At 44.4% G+C, this 18,657-nt stretch carries 18 protein-coding genes and 1 tRNA gene; 14 read left to right on the plus strand and 5 right to left on the minus strand.

The window, feature by feature from the left end; all coding sequences use genetic code 11:
* Positions 1-65: 65 nt before the first annotated feature.
* Together AOC28_RS08285 and AOC28_RS08290 are read right to left on the minus strand one after the other, a co-directional pair.
* Entirely contained in the window at positions 66-446 is a 381-nt protein-coding gene (locus AOC28_RS08285) for a hypothetical protein (RefSeq protein ID WP_072583511.1), read from the minus strand.
* Positions 443-1,468 carry a site-specific integrase gene (locus tag AOC28_RS08290; RefSeq protein WP_072583512.1) on the minus strand — a complete coding sequence of 342 codons (1,026 nt, stop codon included), beginning with the start codon at positions 1,466-1,468 and terminating at the stop codon, positions 443-445. Before AOC28_RS08290 ends, AOC28_RS08285 begins: the two co-directional genes overlap by 4 nt.
* A gap of 96 nt (positions 1,469-1,564) precedes the next feature.
* Between AOC28_RS08290 and dusA the strand changes: the two genes are divergently transcribed.
* Together dusA and AOC28_RS08300 are read left to right on the plus strand one after the other, a co-directional pair.
* Positions 1,565-2,659 (plus strand): tRNA dihydrouridine(20/20a) synthase DusA, encoded by a 1,095-nt coding sequence (gene dusA, locus AOC28_RS08295; protein WP_072583513.1) that lies wholly within the window; start codon positions 1,565-1,567, stop codon positions 2,657-2,659.
* A 67-nt stretch (positions 2,660-2,726) separates the two neighbouring features.
* Positions 2,727-2,802, plus strand: a tRNA-His gene (locus AOC28_RS08300).
* Positions 2,803-3,357: 555 nt separating this feature from the next.
* Here the strand turns inward: AOC28_RS08300 and AOC28_RS08305 are convergent.
* Positions 3,358-4,044, minus strand: coding sequence for a hypothetical protein (locus AOC28_RS08305; RefSeq protein ID WP_072583514.1), 687 nt, complete (start codon positions 4,042-4,044; stop codon positions 3,358-3,360).
* A gap of 203 nt (positions 4,045-4,247) precedes the next feature.
* Between AOC28_RS08305 and AOC28_RS08310 the strand changes: the two genes are divergently transcribed.
* The 12 genes from AOC28_RS08310 (at position 4,248) to AOC28_RS08365 (ending at position 15,992) form a co-directional block, all read left to right on the plus strand.
* Positions 4,248-5,111, plus strand: a complete 864-nt coding sequence (locus tag AOC28_RS08310; protein ID WP_072583515.1) for a xanthine dehydrogenase family protein subunit M — start codon at positions 4,248-4,250, stop codon at positions 5,109-5,111.
* Positions 5,112-5,139: 28 nt separating this feature from the next.
* Positions 5,140-5,625 (plus strand): (2Fe-2S)-binding protein, encoded by a 486-nt coding sequence (locus AOC28_RS08315; protein WP_071539220.1) that lies wholly within the window; start codon positions 5,140-5,142, stop codon positions 5,623-5,625.
* A gap of 62 nt (positions 5,626-5,687) precedes the next feature.
* Positions 5,688-8,093, plus strand: a complete 2,406-nt coding sequence (locus AOC28_RS08320; protein ID WP_072583516.1) for an aerobic carbon-monoxide dehydrogenase large subunit — start codon at positions 5,688-5,690, stop codon at positions 8,091-8,093.
* A 20-nt stretch (positions 8,094-8,113) separates the two neighbouring features.
* Positions 8,114-8,740, plus strand: coding sequence for an SRPBCC family protein (locus AOC28_RS08325; protein ID WP_072583517.1), 627 nt, complete (start codon positions 8,114-8,116; stop codon positions 8,738-8,740).
* Entirely contained in the window at positions 8,740-9,654 is a 915-nt protein-coding gene (locus tag AOC28_RS08330; RefSeq protein WP_072583518.1) for a MoxR family ATPase, read from the plus strand. The genes AOC28_RS08325 and AOC28_RS08330 overlap by 1 nt, the downstream gene beginning before the upstream one ends.
* Before the next feature lie 21 nt (positions 9,655-9,675).
* Positions 9,676-10,893 carry a VWA domain-containing protein gene (locus AOC28_RS08335; RefSeq protein ID WP_083564277.1) on the plus strand — a complete coding sequence of 406 codons (1,218 nt, stop codon included), beginning with the start codon at positions 9,676-9,678 and terminating at the stop codon, positions 10,891-10,893.
* Positions 10,893-11,627 carry a nucleotidyltransferase family protein gene (locus AOC28_RS08340; protein WP_072583520.1) on the plus strand — a complete coding sequence of 245 codons (735 nt, stop codon included), beginning with the start codon at positions 10,893-10,895 and terminating at the stop codon, positions 11,625-11,627. Before AOC28_RS08335 ends, AOC28_RS08340 begins: the two co-directional genes overlap by 1 nt.
* 89 nt (positions 11,628-11,716) lie before the next feature.
* On the plus strand, positions 11,717-12,319 hold the full coding sequence (locus tag AOC28_RS08345; protein ID WP_237767776.1) for a TIGR02466 family protein: 603 nt from the start codon (positions 11,717-11,719) through the stop codon (positions 12,317-12,319).
* A 26-nt stretch (positions 12,320-12,345) separates the two neighbouring features.
* Positions 12,346-13,380 carry an XdhC family protein gene (locus AOC28_RS08350; RefSeq protein WP_072583522.1) on the plus strand — a complete coding sequence of 345 codons (1,035 nt, stop codon included), beginning with the start codon at positions 12,346-12,348 and terminating at the stop codon, positions 13,378-13,380.
* A 611-nt stretch (positions 13,381-13,991) separates the two neighbouring features.
* Positions 13,992-15,320: an AAA family ATPase gene (locus tag AOC28_RS11615; RefSeq protein WP_072583523.1), complete on the plus strand. Its 1,329-nt coding sequence runs from the start codon at positions 13,992-13,994 to the stop codon at positions 15,318-15,320.
* A gap of 55 nt (positions 15,321-15,375) precedes the next feature.
* On the plus strand, positions 15,376-15,666 hold the full coding sequence (locus tag AOC28_RS08360; protein WP_072583524.1) for an AbrB/MazE/SpoVT family DNA-binding domain-containing protein: 291 nt from the start codon (positions 15,376-15,378) through the stop codon (positions 15,664-15,666).
* Between the two features lie 5 nt (positions 15,667-15,671).
* Positions 15,672-15,992 carry a type II toxin-antitoxin system PemK/MazF family toxin gene (locus tag AOC28_RS08365; RefSeq protein WP_072583596.1) on the plus strand — a complete coding sequence of 107 codons (321 nt, stop codon included), beginning with the start codon at positions 15,672-15,674 and terminating at the stop codon, positions 15,990-15,992.
* A gap of 7 nt (positions 15,993-15,999) precedes the next feature.
* Here AOC28_RS08365 and AOC28_RS08370 read toward each other — a convergent pair whose 3' ends face one another.
* A complete protein-coding gene (locus AOC28_RS08370) occupies positions 16,000-17,586 on the minus strand; it encodes a gamma-glutamyltransferase family protein (RefSeq protein ID WP_072583525.1) in 1,587 nt (528 codons plus the stop codon).
* Between the two features lie 22 nt (positions 17,587-17,608).
* On the minus strand, positions 17,609-18,589 hold the full coding sequence (locus AOC28_RS08375; protein ID WP_072583526.1) for a tripartite tricarboxylate transporter substrate binding protein: 981 nt from the start codon (positions 18,587-18,589) through the stop codon (positions 17,609-17,611).
* Positions 18,590-18,657: the final 68 nt, after the last annotated feature.

The raw sequence follows: 18,657 nt of genomic DNA on the forward strand, positions 1-18,657 counted from the left end.
ATAAACCCGCTAAGTCAATACCATTATGGGTTAGCGGTCGATAAAATTGTCGGGAATTATTTTTATTATTCGTAGCGTGGGTCGCTATATGGGTCGTCTTTTGTTTGCAACTTTTTACGAATCGCTCTTATAGCTGAGACTTTAATTTGTGCCTTTTTACGCTCTTTTGTTTTGAGTTTTTCGTTAAGGTGGTCGGCTACCATTTGGTCTAATGCTTCGTCAGCATAGTAAAAGTTATGAGTAATTTCTAGGTAATTCCAACAAGCCATAACCAATGATTCGTCAAGGGTGTTAATTACCTTGCGCTTGCCGTTGGGTACTTGCTTATTTTTAACGGTGCGAGTCTGCCTTTCGGTGTTGCGCTTAACCAAGTCGGGGCGCTTAGGCTTGTCTATACCCAATGTATAGATACCGTCTTGCTCGCTAAAAACCTTTAGCTTGCTCACTTCAAGCCCTCGAAACTCTTGTGCACGTCTGCGGCTTTAACGTGGGTATAGCGCGCTAGCATCTTCCAATCTTTGTGCCCACTTAGTAGGGCGACTTGCTGAATCTGCAAGCCCGCTTTAAATAGGTTGGTAATCGCGGTATGGCGTAGGTCGTGAAAATGTAGGTCTTTAATATTTAACTTGGTGCACGTACGCGTAAAGCGAGCCGATACAGAGCGACTATTAGCGCCAAAGAGTGAGCCTTCTTTCTTTTTCTTTATGATGGGCTCAACGATTGCCCAAGCGTCGGGTAGTAGCGGTATGGTTTGGTGGTTGCCAATCTTGCGGCGTGGGTCTTTACGGTCGTGAATGAGAGCCGTTTTATTTTTAGCGTCTATATCCTCTACGGTTAGGCTGCATATTTCGGATTGCCGCATAGTCGTAGCTAAGGCGAATCTCGTAAGAGCAACCATTGGTAGGGTAAGTAGCTTGTTACTTTTCCATTCGTCGCACAAGCGCTTAATTTCGTCGTCGGTTGCTACGCGGTCGCGCTCTTGCCCTCGAGTGTCTACATTTCGCGCCCCTAGGTCTGCGCGTGCAGTCTTAGCTATGTCGGGGTTAATGTCGACCTTTAATACGTGCCTACCGTATTTAAGAATTGTGCCAAGCGCTGAGAGGTCGCCCCCTACAGTTACGCCGCCCGCAGTTTTGAGGCGGTCATTAACAAAGTCGCGCAACATAATCGGCGAGAGGTTTTTAAGTTGGTTTGCGCCGAGCTTGTCTTTAAGCATCTGCACCGTAAAAAGTTTACTGCGACCCTTGGGGGCAACGTCCTCGAGATAGGTCTCGATTAGCTTGCCAATCGTGTAGCCCTGAGGTATCGCCTGATAGCCCGTAATCTGCATCGAGCCGACTTGCGCCTCTACCTGAGTTGCCCACGCCTGAGCATCCCGTTTTAGGGGGTAGGTAGCCGACTTATAATAGTCTTTGATGCGTACCTGAACCCGCCATTTACCACTAGGTAGTTGAGTGAATGTAGCCACGTGTGCAATTTATGAACTCTGTTTAGATATTGGAATGATAACTTAATCGTAGTTTCGTGTGCATTACGTGTGCGCGTAATCGTGTGCATAGCCAAAATGACAGATAAAAAACCTAATAAAATCAACAAGATACTAGCGGTAGCGCCCATGATGGAGTGGACGGACCGCCATTGCCGTTCGTTTCATCGCACGCTCACTAAAGAGGCTGTTCTTTATACAGAGATGGTCACTTCTGGTGCGCTCATGCATGGGGATGTGCCACGTCATTTAGATTATTCACAAGAGCAACATCCTGTTGTTTTGCAATTAGGCGGCTCAGAGCCCGGCGACTTAGCAAGGTCTGCCGAACTAGCTCAACAGTGGGTTTACGATGAAATCGATCTCAATTGCGGTTGCCCCTCAGAGCGCGTGCAACGTGGTGCCTTTGGCGCCTGCTTAATGGCTGAGCCTAATTTAGTTGCAGACTGTGTGCGCTCTATGAGGGGAGCGGTTGATATTCCGATCTCCGTAAAGCATCGTCTGGGCTTGGACTCGATGGATGCCGCAAATTCTGAAGCTGATTACCAATTTGCGCTGAACTTTATTCTTGCTGTTGCCGATGCTGGTGCCAGTCAGGTAACCATTCATGCACGTAATGCAGTGCTTAAAGGTTTATCGCCAAAAGAGAATCGCAGCAAACCACCGTTGCGTTATGAAGTAGCTGCAAAGCTCAGAGTAGATGCGCAGAAGCAATTTCCGAATCTCAAAGTATTGCTTAATGGTGGTTTGGAAACTAATGAACAAATTGCTGGCCACTGGGATGACTTTGATGGTTTCATGGTGGGAAGGGCTGCATATCATTTCCCGGCGCTACTTTTAGGCTGGGATGACATGATTAATACGGATGGTGACGCAGCTGGCTACCTATTTAGCGAAACCGAGTGGCATCGCATTCAAATTGCCTTAGTCAAGCAAGTACAAGATTGGTTTGACGAGTGCCAAGCCAAAGGCAAACCTTTTTATATCGGCGCATTCACCAGACACATTCTCGGCTTAGCTCATGGCAGGGCAGGATCACGGTATTGGCGCCAACGCCTCTCTGATCATCACGCTTTAGCTAAAGTTCAGAGTAAAGCCGCCATCTTGGATTTCTTTATAGATGCAAGCCTGTGTCTTGGGGATTGGGCAGCTTTTGAGTTCGACAGTGCCTAGAAACAGGTCTTGAGGGGATGTTTTTGACAGGTTTTTGAGCAAAAAGCTATAATCTAGGTCTTCAGTGGCGGACGTAGCTCAGTTGGTAGAGTCCCAGATTGTGATTCTGGTTGTCGCGGGTTCGAGCCCCGTCGTTCGCCCCATATAGCATAAGGACTTCCTGTCCGTTACTGTCAAAATCAACAGCTTTTAGTATGAAATTTGGGAATTTCTTGTCGTTTCTTGCGCCTAAATCACCGTTTCTTGATCCCTCAAATTGGTGAGAGCATATCCCCGCAAAGCCCCGTTCTATATGGGTTACTGGTTTTAAGATCCCCAAAAACTACCGCAGGCCCATCTGTCTTTTTGATGTTCTATATAGAATGTTCATCTGGTTGTCGCGGGTTTAGGCCTAGTCATTTAATCTATATGGAATATAGCTCTGCTGTCTACTGCCGTGTTTTATGAGAGTGAAAAAAATTCCCAAATTGGGAACAACTCTTCTAAAGAGACTCTATTTACCGCCGTTAATCTGTCATAAATTTAAGTAGAAGTAATGGGGTCTAAGTGGCTGTTATTAGATGATCTGCGGACACTCAAAATAGAGTATTTTTAGGTGTTTGACCGTCAGAGAACGGCCAGTAAGAGACAGTTAGATAGGAGGTAAATTTTTACCAGAACTAGATTTAGTGCTTTGACTTTGATGTGATTAAATCGGCTTAAAGTCTATCTTGCGACCCCACTTGAATAGCTTGTAAACGATCCCGCCAGTTAAAGTATTGGCGATAAAGAAAAACACTTAATACCATTCCCCAAACCATGCCGGTGAACATGCCGGCAAGCATTAGGCTAAAGTTGAGCGAAACAACATCACTACTTTGTAATGCCTGAGTAAATATGACTGAACCTAAAGTCATTCCAAGCAACATCCAGCCTGAACATAAAAGATTCTGAGTGAGCATCGAGCATAGCTTTCTGCATTGAGGTCTAAGATATCTCAGGCTGGGAATGGCTGCCATTCCACCTAGTAGCATACCTACGTACATATATGGCATTAATAGCATATGTAATTTAATTGATTCGATTCCTGAGAGGCTATGGCTAGATGTGCAAATCGTTGCAATTATGTAGATGGGTGTCACACGTGTATCGATAAATAGGCCAATTAACATCCCCCCAAAACCCAGTGAGAGCATCACGCTTGGCGGAGAAAGGCCCAGACGCTGTGGCCTTAATCTGGAGAGCGTCAGACACCCTAAGGCTATCCCTACCAAAGAGAGCCACTGCAAGGACCAAATATTTTCTGCAGAAGTTATTGTGATCAACATCAAAGTAATTCCCACGGCCGCCACTAAGCCGAGAGCAACCAACAGGTTGATATTTTTATCTAGAAGAGTATTTTTCAAGATTGATCATGATTTATTTAATATCTGGTGGATTATGTTTCAAAAAATTAAACCTTGCTCTAGGTTTTTTAAGGGTTATTACTAATAAGAATTCGACTAACCCTAATGCTGCAATGCATTAAAAACATAGAATTATTTTTTAGTTTATAAACATATTTGATTCAAAACCATTTTTATAAATAGACTTAAAACAGGAGACAAAAATGATTCCTCCGGAGTTTGATTACCATGCACCCACTACGTTAAATGATGCGGTTGCATTGCTTTCGCAGTTGGGTGATGATGCAAAAATTTTAGCCGGCGGACACAGTCTTTTGCCCATGATGAAGCTACGATTTGCCGAGCCAGCTCATTTAGTTGACCTTAATCGCATTCCACAGCTTAGAGGTATCCGTGAGGAGGGCGGTCTAATCAAGATAGGCGCAATGACGGTAGAAAATGCCATCTTGGATTCAGACCTCTTAAAAGAAAAAGCATCTTTATTGCCTAAGGCTGTCAAATGGATTGCCGATCCCCAGGTTCGTAACCGCGGAACTATCGGCGGTGATATTGCTCACGGTGATCCTGCTAATGATCATCCTGCAATCGCTATGGCCTTGGATGCAACATTCGTGCTTCATGGCCCAGGGGGTGAGCGAAAAGTTAAGGCGGTAGACTTTTTCCAAGGTACCTACATGACTGATATGGCGCCTAACGAAATATTGACAGAGATTCAGTTTGCTCCTCTAGCCAAAAATACTGGTTGTGCATATGTCAAGCTAAAGCGCAAAACAGGTGACTGGGCTACGGCCGCAGCGGCTGTTGTGCTTCAGATGAGCCAAGGTAAGGTTTCGCTGGTTCGCATTGGTTTAACCAATGTGGCAGACACTGCCATTCGTGCTACCAAGGCTGAAGAATTATTGCTAGGGAAAGCGCTTACGGATGAAACATTAAGTCAAGTAGCAAGCGCTGTCCAAGCAGCTTGTAGTCCAGCCGAAGACCTTCGAGGCGATGCTGAATATAAGACTGCTATGGCTGGTGAAATGACCAAGCGTGCTTTGCTTGACGCTGCCTCACAAATTAGTTAACTCTAGACCCAATACGGAGCAATAGATAATGAGCAAAAAATTAGTTAGCATGACAATTAATGGCAAAAAGGTAGAGGAGGCTGTTGAGCCGAGACTACTTTTAATTCATTTTTTACGCGAGAATCTGAATCTGACTGGTGCTCACATTGGATGTGAAACAAGTCACTGTGGCGCCTGTACTGTTGATATTGATGGTAAATCCGTTAAGTCTTGCACTGAGTTAGCCGTACAGTGTGAAGGTGCTGATATTTTGACGGTTGAAGGTTTGGCAAAAAATGGAATTCTGAGTGCTGTTCAAGAAGGATTTCATCAGGAGCATGGATTGCAGTGTGGCTTTTGTACCCCTGGGATGTTAGTGCGCTCTTATCGACTGCTGCAAGAAAATCCAAACCCTACTGAAGCAGAAATTCGTGCAGGCATTTCTGGCAATCTATGCCGTTGTACTGGCTACCAAAATATTGTTAAAGCGGTTCAGTATGCAGCTAAAAAATTACAAGAAACTGCTACTGCATAAAACCACAATTATTTTCATAAATACAAATTTTTGAAGCCTCCAAGGCTCCATAGGAGATTTAGATGAATGCACCGTTAAAAGATCGCGAAGCAGCATTGATGGGTATGGGAGATTCACGTCTACGCAAGGAAGACGCTCGCTTTATCCAAGGTAAAGGTAATTACGTTGACGATATTAAGCTTCCTAATATGGTTTATATGGATATTGTCCGATCCCCTTTAGCGCATGCTCGTATTAAGAAAATCAACAAAGAAGATGCATTAAAAATTCCAGGTGTTATTGCGGTTCTTACTGCTGAGGACTTGAAGCCTTTGAAATTGCATTGGATGCCCACTCTGGCTGGCGACGTAGCCGCTGTCTTGGCTGATGAGAAGGTGCACTTCCAAATGCAAGAAGTTGCTGTTGTATTGGCGGAAACTCGCTATGCTGCCGCAGATGGCAAAGAGGCTGTTCAAGTTGAGTACGAAGAGCTTCCAGTGGTGATTAATCCGTTTGATGCTTTAAAGGATGATGCTCCAATTTTGCGTGAGGATTTGGTTGAAAAGATGGAAGGTGCTCACGGAACGCGTCATCATCCTAATGATATTTTTACATGGCAGGCAGGAGATGCAGCTGCCGCTGATGCTGCATTTGCAAGTGCTGAAGTAGTTGTAAAAGAAGATTTACTTTACCCACGGGTTCATCCGTGCCCACTTGAAACATGTGGATGCGTGGCCTCTTTTGATCCAATTCGCGGTGATTTGACTACCTACATCACCAGTCAAGCCCCCCACGTGGTTCGAACTGTGGTGTCCATGCTTTCAGGCATTCCAGAATCAAAGGTGAGAATTATTTCACCTGATATTGGTGGTGGATTTGGCAATAAGGTCGGCATTTATCCAGGATATGTTTGCGCAATCGTCTCATCCATTGTCTTAGGCCGTCCAGTCAAATGGATCGAAGACCGTATTGAGAATCTCTCATCGACTGCTTTTGCGCGTGACTACCATATGACTGGTGAATTAGCAGCTACAGCAGACGGAAAAATTCAGGGGTTACGAGTTAACGTTCTTGCAGATCACGGCGCATTTGATGCCTGTGCCGATCCTACTAAGTTCCCTGCAGGTTTATTTCATATTTGTTCGGGATCATATGATATTCCAGCAGCACACTGTACCGTAAGGGGAGTCTATACAAATAAGGCTCCTGGAGGGGTGGCTTATCGTTGTTCATTCCGAGTCACAGAAGCGGTCTATTTAATCGAGCGCATGGTCGATGTTCTTGCTCAAAAATTGAATATGGATAAATCTGAAATTCGTAAAAAGAATTTCATCCGCAAAGAACAATTTCCGTATAAATCTGCATTTGGATTTGAATATGATTCCGGCGATTACCATACAGCGCTAGATCAAGTTTTAAATGCTGTGGATTACAAGGGCCTAAGAGCTGAGCAGGCTGCAAAACGTGCTGACCCTAATAGCAAAACGCTCATGGGTATTGGCTTAGTTACCTTTACTGAAATTGTGGGTGCTGGGCCAAGTAAAATCTGTGACATTCTTGGTATCGGTATGTTCGATTCTTGCGAAATTCGTGTTGACCCAACTGGCAGTGCTATCGCTAGAATGGGCACTATTTCTCAGGGTCAAGGGCACCAAACTACCTATGCTCAAATTATTGCAACAGAATTAGGAATTGCTTCTGATGTCATTAAAGTGGAAGAGGGGGATACTGATACAGCACCTTATGGTTTAGGTACTTACGGCTCACGCTCTACCCCAGTAGCTGGAGCTGCAATTGCCATGGCTGCTCGCAAAATTCATGCAAAGGCAAAAAAGATCGCAGCATCTTTGCTTGAGGTAAGCGAGAATGACTTGGAGTGGGAAGTCGATCGCTTTAAGGTCCGCGGTAATGATGACAAGTTCAAGACAATGAAAGATATTTCATGGGCCGCCTATCATCAGCCGCCTGATGGATTAGAGCCAGGTTTAGAGGCTGTTCATTACTATGATCCGCCAAACTTTACTTTCCCATTCGGAATTTACTTGGCCGTAGTTGATATTGACCGTGCAACTGGAGAAACTAAGGTAAGACGTTTTTACGCCTTAGATGACTGCGGAACCCGTATCAATCCAATGATTATCGAAGGCCAAATTCACGGGGGTTTAACTGAAGGTTATGCCGTCGCAATGGGTCAACTTCTCTCATTTGATACGCAAGGAAACATTCAAGGTAATTCTTTGATGGATTACTTCTTACCAACCGCAGTTGAGACTCCGCATTGGGAAACTGACTTTACTGTTACGCCATCGCCACACCATCCGATTGGTGCTAAGGGAGTTGCAGAGTCACCTCACGTCGGCAGTATTCCAACATTCACATCTGCTGTAGTGGACGCTTTTGCGCATACTGGAGTAACTCACATCGATATGCCTCATACCTCTTACCGCATTTGGAAAGAGCTCAAAAAGCACGGACTAAACCTCAATTAATTAAAGTTAGGAATTTGGCAATGGAAGTAACTATTGATAAGCAGTACCCAATTCCTGCCAGCATTGAAAGTTGCTGGCAGGTTTTGTCGAATGTGACTGATTTGGCAACCTGTATGCCAGGCGCATCCATAACTGAAAAGTTAGATGACACACATTACAAAGGTAGTGTTAAGGTAAAAGTAGGGCCGGCTGCTGCAGCGTTTGCTGGAGACATTGAGGTTCAAGGTGTTGATGCTGCGTTAAAGCAAATGCGAATGCTTGGTAAAGGTGCTGATAGAGGGGGCTCATCAGCCTCGATGCAATTAACTGCTAGCTTAATTGCCCAACCAGATGGCTCTACGAATTTAGTTGGTAAAGCAGACGTGATTGTTAACGGCAAGTTTGCACAATTTGGCGGTCGTATGATGAACTCTGTATCCGATATGATCCTGCAGCAATTTGCTGATAATTTTTCCATTAAAGCGCAGGCATTAGGTGGAATCCAAAATGTTTCTCAAAGCAGTGAGTCATCATCAGCCTCTTCGATAGATTCGGCTTCAAAATCTTCAGCTACTCCAAAAGCTCCCCATACTGAATTAAATGGATTGGCAATAGCTTGGATGCTAATTAAGAATTTCTTCAAAGGCTTAGTTGGTATAAAAAGCTAATGAATGTTCAGGAAATCTCAGCCCTTCTAACTAAGTCCTCCTATGTAGCTGATGATAGTTTGGCTGAGATGGTTTGGATGGGACTCACAATCGATCGACCTCTTCTTTTAGAGGGTGAGGCTGGTGTTGGAAAAACAGCTATTGCCCAAGCTTGCGCTACTGGTTTAAATAGACCTTTATTAAGATTGCAGTGCCATGAAAGTTTGGACTTAAATCAGGCGGTATATGAGTGGAACTATAGCCGTCAGCTTCTTGAGATTCGTCTAAGAGAGGCCGAAGGTGGCGATAAATCAAGTCTTCGAGACGACCTATTTAGCCAGGAATTCTTACTTCAACGCCCTTTAATGCAGGCTATCACCTCTTTATCACCTGCCGTTCTTTTGATTGATGAAATTGATCGTGCAGATGAAGCCTTTGAGGCCTACCTTCTTGAAGTATTAGGCGAATTTCAAATAACGGTTCCTGAGTTAGGCACAATTAAGGCAAAAAGCCATCCACTGGTAATCTTAACAAGCAACGGGACGCGTGACTTATCAGATGCTTTAAGGCGTCGTTGCCTTTATCACTATGTGGACTATCCGACGGTTCCCCGTGAATTAAATATTGTTAAAGCGCTTCTTCCAAATGCAAACTTAGAGCTTGTTCAGCAGGCAGTGCTATTTGTTCACCAGTTGCGTAAAGAAGATCTGGATAAAACACCGGGTATTGCTGAAACTTTAGATTGGATCAGAGTCCTGTGCGCTAAAGACTTAACAAAATTGCCAGAGGATCCAGCTGAGCTATTAAGCACGCTTTCTGCGCTTTTAAAAACACGTAGTGATCAGTGGCAAATATCTGATCAAACACTCAATAAGCTTATGGGCTCAAATAAGAGGGTCGGCATCGATGCTGGAGTGGTAGCGTCTCGTAACTGATAAAAGCTGGCCTAAATCCTAATGCTTAGTTCACCAATGCCCACCCATGAGATTCGTCAATTTGTTGCTTATCTTCGAGACAATGGATTTGTCATTGGTTTGTCTGAATTTAAAGCAATGATCAGCACTGTTCAACTAGCCGGAATCCAAGATTCCAAACGTATTGAGAAATGTTGGCGAGGTCTTGCCGCTTCGACGCATCAACAATGGGAGCAATTTCCAAGTCTCTTCGAATCATTTTGGTTTCCAAAAAAGATGAAGGGCAGTACCAAGTCAACCGGTCAAAAGAAGAAGGGTAAATCACTTCCTGAGCTGATTCAGGAAATTAAAGGGGATTCTAAGTCTTCTAAGCCTGGTAATGGTGGCCGAACTGTTGGTTTAGGTTCCGCAGAAAATGAGATGAATTCAAGTGCCGAAGACAAAGGTCAAGGCGGCGCTAGCAGAGTGGAGCCTTTAGCAGAAAAACCATTGGGTGACTGGTTGCCACAGGATAGTCAGCAACTTGATGCTTTAATTGCGCCATTACAGGCACGATTAAAGCGCAAGCTTTTACGACATTATCGACAAAATCCACAAGCTCGTCGTCTCGATTTGCGAGAGTCAATTCGTAAGGCATCCAGTACTGCAGGAGAGCTTATTTGCTTGAGAATGAAAGAACGTAAAACAATTCCACCAAAGATATTTATCTTGGTTGATGTTAGTAAGTCAATGGAATCTCATGCACAATTCTTTTTAAGAATGGCCAGATCTTTTTGTCAAGTTTTGAACGCAAGAGTTTTTGTATTTCACACAAGTCTGATTGAAGTAAGCGCTCTCATGAAACGTGATAGTGGTCGTGTCCAAGAAAAAATCAATGCAGTAGCTTTTGGTTTTGGTGGGGGAACGAGGATTGCGACTAACCTACAGTCCTTTTTAGAGCAAAGCAAGTTAGGCCCTTCTGGTAGCAAAATTAAGGGTGTTGGTAAGCGGGATATTGTTTATGTACTAAGTGATGGCTACGACACTGATCCCCCTAAGAAAACGCTTGAAGCTATTTCATCCATTCGTCAAAAAGGGGCTGAACTCTTTTGGCTTCATCCAACTATCGGGCAGCCTCAATCTGAAGCAATTCAAATGAGCAAAGAGGCAATATCTGGATTTATGGCAGTTAGTCACTTAAATAGTTTAAATGGGCTTGTCGATTTAACTTTAAAGCACAAGCCTCAACGCAATCAAAATATGATGGAAATGGGGTTGTAATGGGTTGCATTATGAAACAAGGCGGTGGACTGTATAGCCGTGTAAGGGTAGGGGCAATCCTATTAGCAGCAGGACAGGGCAGTCGGATGGGTGGCGTACCAAAAGCACTGATTGAGTTGCAAGGTGTTCCATTAATCAACCGCCAATTAATCGCTTTGAGTGGCGCGGGAGTGGATGAGGTTGTTGTTGTAACTGGGTATCACCATGCCTTAGTCGAGCCTTTGGTTGAGCAGTTCCCGGTTCGAATCGCTCGTAATTTGAATCCGGAAACAGGGCAAGCTTCTTCTGTTCGATTGGGGTTAGAGGCCTTAGGCGCTAATTTTGACGCGGTCATTATGGCTTTATGTGACCAGCCCCTCATTAATGCGGTTGATATTGCCCAGTTAATAGCTGCCTTTAAAAAACGTAAATCGGGTGAAATTATTTTGCCTATGGTTGATGGCAATCGAGGTAATCCTATAGTGATAGGTAGGATTGCATTAGATCAAATGCTGGAGTCTGGTACCAATATGGTTTGCCGAAAATTTATGGATCAACATCCAGAAATGGTGGAATTATTTCATTCTGATAATGAGCATTTCACTATGGACGTTGATTCCCTCGAGGACTTGGAAAAATTTGAAGAAAAAACAGGTTGGCATCTGCAGCTTCCCAACTTGTCCGATAAGGCGAAGCAACGCCTACCAAATACTGAACCTGCTTATATGGCGTTACAAAGGTTAGTTTGCAAATGATAGGAAATCATTGGTCTGTACCCATAGCAAGCCATATCTATGATGATGCTACCGAGGTTAACTCTGTCTTGTCACGAGTTTTTCAGGCGATGAAAGCTGCTGATTCTTTGCTGGAAGAAAAATCTGAGCAGAGTTTCCCCAAACGTTTTTACGCAAGTGATGATCAATTACTAAGACGTATCGACCTTCCAGAATTTACTAAATTAGTACAGTTTTTTGCTGATTCAATCCAAAAAACAGTTAGTACTGTAAACGCAGGAGTCTGGCCACCCGGAAAAATGTCATTGCAATTAGAGATTATGGGATGTTGGTTTCAAATCCAAAATGGTATGGCATTTCATGATGTTCATACTCATGGAAATTGTTCTTGGTCGGGGGTGTATTACGTTCAGGTCGATGACACTATTGGGAGGGTAAATCATGCGGATATGGGTGAGGCGAACGGAGTGACTAGGTTTTACGGCCCCTATAGTCAGTGGCAAGCTGGTGCTCACATGGATATCGGAAACGCTTATCTACAAAAGAATAGCCTGGATATTTACCCTGAGGAGGGTAAATTGATCTTATTTCCTTCTTTTCTTCCGCATATGGCAATGCCTTATATAGGCGAGAAGGATCGAATTATTGTTTCATTTAATGCACAAATTCACTCCGCTCAAGGAGATCAGATTTATGGATTTGATTCTAAATAGGCTCGGATAGACTGCACATTACTTATATGGAAAATGTAGACCTAATTGTTTTGCGCACTTTACTAAGCTGGAGAAAAGCTGGCAAGAAAGCTTTACTAGCTACCGTAGTGCGTACCTGGGGATCATCGCCACGCCCCATTGGCTCGATCATGGCACTTTGTGAGGATGGCAGCGTTGTAGGTAGTATCTCTGGAGGGTGTATTGAGGACGATCTTATTCGAGCCTATAGCAGCAAAGCAGAATTTCCATTTGGGCCTCCTGAATTTTTAAAATATGGTGTGACAGCCGATGAAGCTCACCGTTTTGGTCTTCCTTGCGGGGGTACCTTAGAGGTATTGCTTGAATTTAATGTTGATTTGAGTCTTTTGGAGGAGCTCGTAGTGCAGTTATCGCTGGGACATTTAATGCAGCGAATAACTCAGTTAAAAGATGGAAGGGTAAATCTCATTAAGGTCAAAGCCCCATCAGAATTAGAGTTGAAGAATGGGGTGTTAATCAATACATTTGGTCCCGAATATCGAATGTTGATTATAGGAGCGGGTCAGCTTTCTGAGTATCTGGCAACAATGGCTTTGTTTAATGGTTTTAATGTCACCGTATGTGATCCACGCGAAGAATACCGCGGTAGCTGGAAGGTTGCTGGCGTTACTTTGACTTCTGAAATGCCGGACGATGTTGTTATTGAAATGAAATTAGATAGTCGTAGTTGTGTGGTGGCATTAACACACGACCCCAAATTAGATGATCTTGCTTTGCTAGATGCTCTAGGAACAGATGCCTTTTATATTGGCGCTATAGGCTCTCGAAGAAATAGTGAAGCTCGTCATCAACGCTTAATTGAGTATTTTGGATATACCGAGGAATCTATTAAGTCACTGAGAGGCCCCATCGGTATTTATATTGGCAGTAAAACACCTTCCGAAATAGCTGTCAGTGTTATGGCGGAAATTTTGGCAGTAAAAAATGGCGTTCAACTACCTAGAGATATGCAAGTGGGAGTTGCCAAAAAAGACCTAGCAGTTGTCCATAATAATCCAGGCGGAACTGTTTGTGGAATTTAGATATCAAGCAGTGGCAGTTAACCAGTAGCAGTGTGAGGTGGTTTTATCGACTTATTTTTCTTACTATAAATAAATGAATGGAGACTAATCATGAAAATTAGACTTGTTGTTCTGGCGTTAACGTTAGCAGCATTAACCCCAATTCATTCTTAAGCACAGACCATGGAAACTGATAATCCATGGATGGTAGGATGATAGAAGTGATTCACTAATGACTGCTTTGGGTCGGACTCTGCCAGCGGCGGTTAAGTAATGCGAATGACCGCTCTACACCTTATAGCTACCTTCCGAGTAATATAGTCAAACAGGCTCTAGTGACAGTTGTAAACCAGCCACCTTATTGCAGGATAGAAGTTCTCAATAGCTGCTTATTTTTTGGGAACGGCCGACGTAGGACCCTTGCTCTATAAGGGGCCTAATCCTCAAATTAATTCCCAAAAAAGCCCGCAGAGCCATATAGAATCTGACTTGCATAACCAGATTGTGATTCTGGTTGTCGCGGGTTCGAGCCCCGTCGTTCGCCCCACAGAATTAAAGTAAAAAACTCCTCATTGTGACCCTTTTTTACTTTCCGCCATCCGTGTGTAGCCGATGCCGTGAAATAATAGGGAATGACTAATCCTGTTGTAGATTCCTCCGAAATTGAAATTACCCCCGATTACCAAGCGGTAATTGAGGCTATTGAGCGTCACGATCCTTACATCTTCGTTAGCGGTAAAGCGGGCACTGGAAAAACGACCCTCATCGGCTACTTACGAGAAACCATTCCCGGTAACGTTGTAGTAGTTGCACCAACAGGGGTTGCCGCGCTCCAGGTTAAAGGAGTGACCATTCATTCCTTTTTTAGGTTGCCTCCACGACTCATTTTTCCAGAAGAAGATATTAAGCCCCTGCGCGACAAGCGTCTTTATAAAGATATCCGCTTACTCATCATTGATGAGATCTCGATGGTGCGTGCGGATGTCGTGGACGCAATGGATTTGTTTCTGCGCGAGAACGGTCCGCAAAAAGGCAAGCCCTTTGGCGGCATTCAGGTAATGTTTGTGGGGGATTTATTCCAGCTGCCACCAGTAGTCTCTAGTTCTGATATGCAAGTCCTAGCAGAGCGTGGTTACGAAGGACCTTATTTCTTTTGTGCCATGGCCTTACATCGCAAAGACGTCACTATGGTTGAGCTCTCTAAGATCTTCCGTCAAAAGGATGAGCACTTCGCAGGCTTATTAAATCGCATTCGGATTAATCATGACATTGATGAGGCTCTTGATACTCTGAATGCCCAGTGCTATCGGAAGGATGTCGAGATAGATGAGCAGACCATCACTCTGACCACTACGAATGTACGAGCAGATCAAATAAATGGAGCAGGCTTGCGGGCAATTTCCGTTGAGGGCAAAGTCTACTCAGGTTCGTCGACTGGAAAATTTAATATTGATGAGCGTAACCTACCGTCACCTAATAATTTAGTACTTAAGGTTGGCGCCAAAGTAATGTTCACTGCAACGGATCCTGGATTTCCTAAGCGCTGGGTCAACGGTACGATCGGTGTAGTGCGTGAGTTACTGCCAGATAAGGTGAAGGTGATGGTGCAAAACGGGCCTTACGCAAATACGGTAGAGGTAACAGGCCATCAGTGGGAGTCTTATCATTACGATCACGACATGATGTCAGGAAAGATATCTCCCAGCATCATCGGCACTTATGTTCAGATACCGCTCATGCTGGCTTGGGCTGTAACGATTCATAAGAGCCAGGGCAAAACGCTTGATAAAGTGAAAGTTGACCTCTCATCAGGAGCGTTTGCCTCGGGACAAGTCTATGTTGCCCTAAGCCGTTGTAAAACGATTGAAGGCATTTCTTTACAGAGGCCGATTGAGCCCAGAGATGTCAGTTGCGATCAGGAGATCAAGCGCTTCTATCTAAATTGCTTGCCGTCCAAGTAGGGATATATTCCCTTATTTGACGTCTGCCGAGTAATGTAAAAACATTGTTATTACTATGAATAAGAGCCATAAATCTAATGCTAAAACTAGAGCACCACTACAGGTAGCTATTCGAGCTATTGGCAACTCTAAAGGCGTGGTTATCCCAAAGATTATTCTTGATCAATCTGGATTAAAGGAGATTGTTGAGATGTCGGTCGACGGAGAAAAAATTATTCTAAGTAAGTCCAAAAATACTGTGAGAGAGCATTGGGCTCAAGATGCCCAAAGCCTTGCTAAGGTTGGCGAGGATAATTTGGTGCTTGGAGATTTTGCAAACGAAGATAATGGAGATTGGGCTTGGTAAAGAGCATTGTTTCTCGTGGAGAAATTTGGCTTATCAATTCAGATCCTACGATCGGAAGTGAAATTAAAAAAACACTTCCTTGTATTGTGGTATCACCTCAAGATTTAAATGATCATTTGCGTACCATCATTGTTGCGCCTATGACTAGCAAGGGTAGACCTGCGGGCTTTCGGGTACCCATTACGCACGATGGCAAGAAGGGGCTGATTCTTTTAGATCAAATCAGAGCTGTTGATAAAGCGCGCTTGGTCAAGAAAGTGGGCAAGAGCAATCCAAAAACCCTATCTGCCAGTCTTGGCGTGCTACAAGAGGCTTTTGCTATTTAGTTCTTTATTAGAAGCCAGCTGCCAATCCATCTCTACGGTGATCACTGCCAGCAATAAAAGCAGAGTCGGCATCTTCTGAGAGCTTGGCAATTGCTTGTGCGCTACCAAAGTCCAAGCTGTTTGCTGGTTGTACAGCAACCTCATGTCCTAGCGCTTTCAATCCATCAACCACGCTCTGGGGCATTGCCGCTTCCACAGTGAGCTTGCCTACATCATCAATACGCCAGCGAGGCGCATCAGAACAGGCTTGTGGATTGAGGTATTCATCCACAAAGCGCATCACGAATTGAATATGACCCTGCGGCTGCATATTGCCACCCATTACGCCAAATGCCATAGTAGGTTTGCCATTCTTGGTGAGGAAGGCGGGAAGAATAGTGTGGAAAGGGCGCTTGCCTGGCGCAACTTGGTTAGGGTGTCCATCTTCTAATCTGAAGCTCATGCCACGATTATGAAAAGCAATACCGCCCGGGGCTACCACCCCAGAACCAAAACCTTTGAAGTTAGATTGAATATACGAAATCATCATGCCGGATTCATCGGCGGCGCATAGGTAAACAGTGCCACCAGAATGAGGATCTCCAGGCTCATAGCTACCAGCATTATTGTGATCAATCATGGCTGCGCGACTAGCTAAGTAATTCCGATCTAATAGGGAGCTCACTGGCATTTGCATGGAGCGTGCATCAGAAACGTAGGCATAAACATCAGCAAACGCCATCCGCATGGCTTCAATTTGCAAATGAATGCGTTGCGCTGAGTTAGCAGGGTATTGCTTCACATTGGCTGCTTGCAGAATACCTAAGGCAATTTGAGCGGCGATACCAGATCCGTTTGGCGGAATTTCATGAAGAGTGTAATCACCATAATCGAAAGCTAAAGGCTCGACCCACTCCGGCTGGTTATCGGCGAAGTCTTGCATAGTGAAGCAACCACCAGTAGCTTGCGCAAAATCCACCATACTCTTTGCAAGGGGGCCTTTATAAAAAGAGTCGCCTTCTGTAGCGGCAATTTCTTTGAGAGTTTTGGCTTGTGCGGAGTATTTCCAGATTTGTCCGGCTTGAGGTGCTTTGCCATCAACTAAGAAGGATTCTGTAAATCCCGGTTGGTTTTTTAGAATCGGAATAGCCTCACGCCATTGACGAGCGATAACAGGTGAAACCGGAAAACCATTTTCCGCATAGTCAATCGCACGTTTAAACAATTGTGCAAACGGAAGCTTGCCAAACTTTCTGGAGAGTTCAATCCAGCCAGCAACCATGCCGGGGACGGTGACTGTATTCCAGCCAATGAGATCCATCGCAGATTTACCAGAAAAATACTCTGGCTTCCAAGCAGCAGGGGCTCGGCCAGAGGCATTTAAGCCATGGATCTTCTTACCATCCCAGAGGATTGCAAAACCATCTCCGCCTATCCCATTCATCGTAGGCTCAACTACAGTCAGTGTGATTGCAGTTGCAAGTGCTGCATCCACTGCGTTGCCACCACTCTGCAGAGCCTCGATGCCTGCTTGAGTGGCGAGTGGTTGAGAGCTCGCAACAGTGTTTTTAGCTAGAACAGGGGCACGACTTCCAAAAGGAGGGGATATCAACATAAGAGCTTATCTATTTAACGACTTAATCTACTTTAACATTCGCTGACTTTACAGCCTTATCCCATTTGCTGGCTTCACTTGCGGTGATTTCAGACAATTTTTCGGAGTTTGCAAACTGAGGATGAATACCTTGGGCTGCCATACGCGCTTTGAAATCAGGATTCGTGAGAATTTTACGAATTTCTTTTTCTAATTTTGCAATGATTACTGGAGAAGTTCCTTTGGGAACATATACCGCATAGAAGTTTTCCACATCAAACTGCTTCATACCATCTTGTCCGAGAGTGGGAACATTGGGCAATAAAGGGGAGCGTTCTGCTGCGGCGATCGCAATCGGGCGTAGCTTACCACTCTGGATATGGGGCAATGAGGCAGTCACACTATCAAACATCATCAGGGTGTTGCCCGCAATCAAATCTGGCAAAGCAAAACTGCTGCCCTTATAGGGGATATGGGTTCCTGTTGCGCCGATACGTTGCATAAACAAAGTGGACTCTAAGTGGGAGAGACTGCCATTACCTTGAGATGCGTAATTAAAGTCACCCTTTTTAGATTTGATAAATGCAATAAGCTCCGGGAGATTCTTTGCTGGAACGCTTGGGTTCACCACAATTAAATGAGGAATTGTTCCAATTAATGCCACCGGAACAAAATCTTTCTGCAAATCAGCCGGCGGATTTTTAAATAGGGCTGAAGAAATCGATTGATTTGTCAGCGCACTAATGTTGATGGTGTAACCATCAGGAGCAGATTTAGCGGCGGCTTGTAAGCCAATCATTCCACCGGCACCAGGTTTATTTTCGACAACGATGGATTGACCCAATGCTTCGGCTAAAGGCGCAGTCACACTACGCGCAAAAATATCAGTAGATCCGCCTGCAGGAAAGGACACAATCGCAACAATCGGTTTTTTAGGCCAATCTGTATCGGAGGCGGCAAGCGCCAAGTTACTGAAAGTCAACAGTCCTAAGGAGCCAAGGATGAGGGATTTGAAATAGCGCATTTAATGATCCGAGAGTGAGATGAGTAATATAGTATTGGAAATTCAGAATCTAGTTTTAAAAAGATCAA

The organism is Polynucleobacter sp. MWH-Adler-W8 (assembly GCF_001889925.1).
GTDB lineage: Bacteria > Pseudomonadota > Gammaproteobacteria > Burkholderiales > Burkholderiaceae > Polynucleobacter.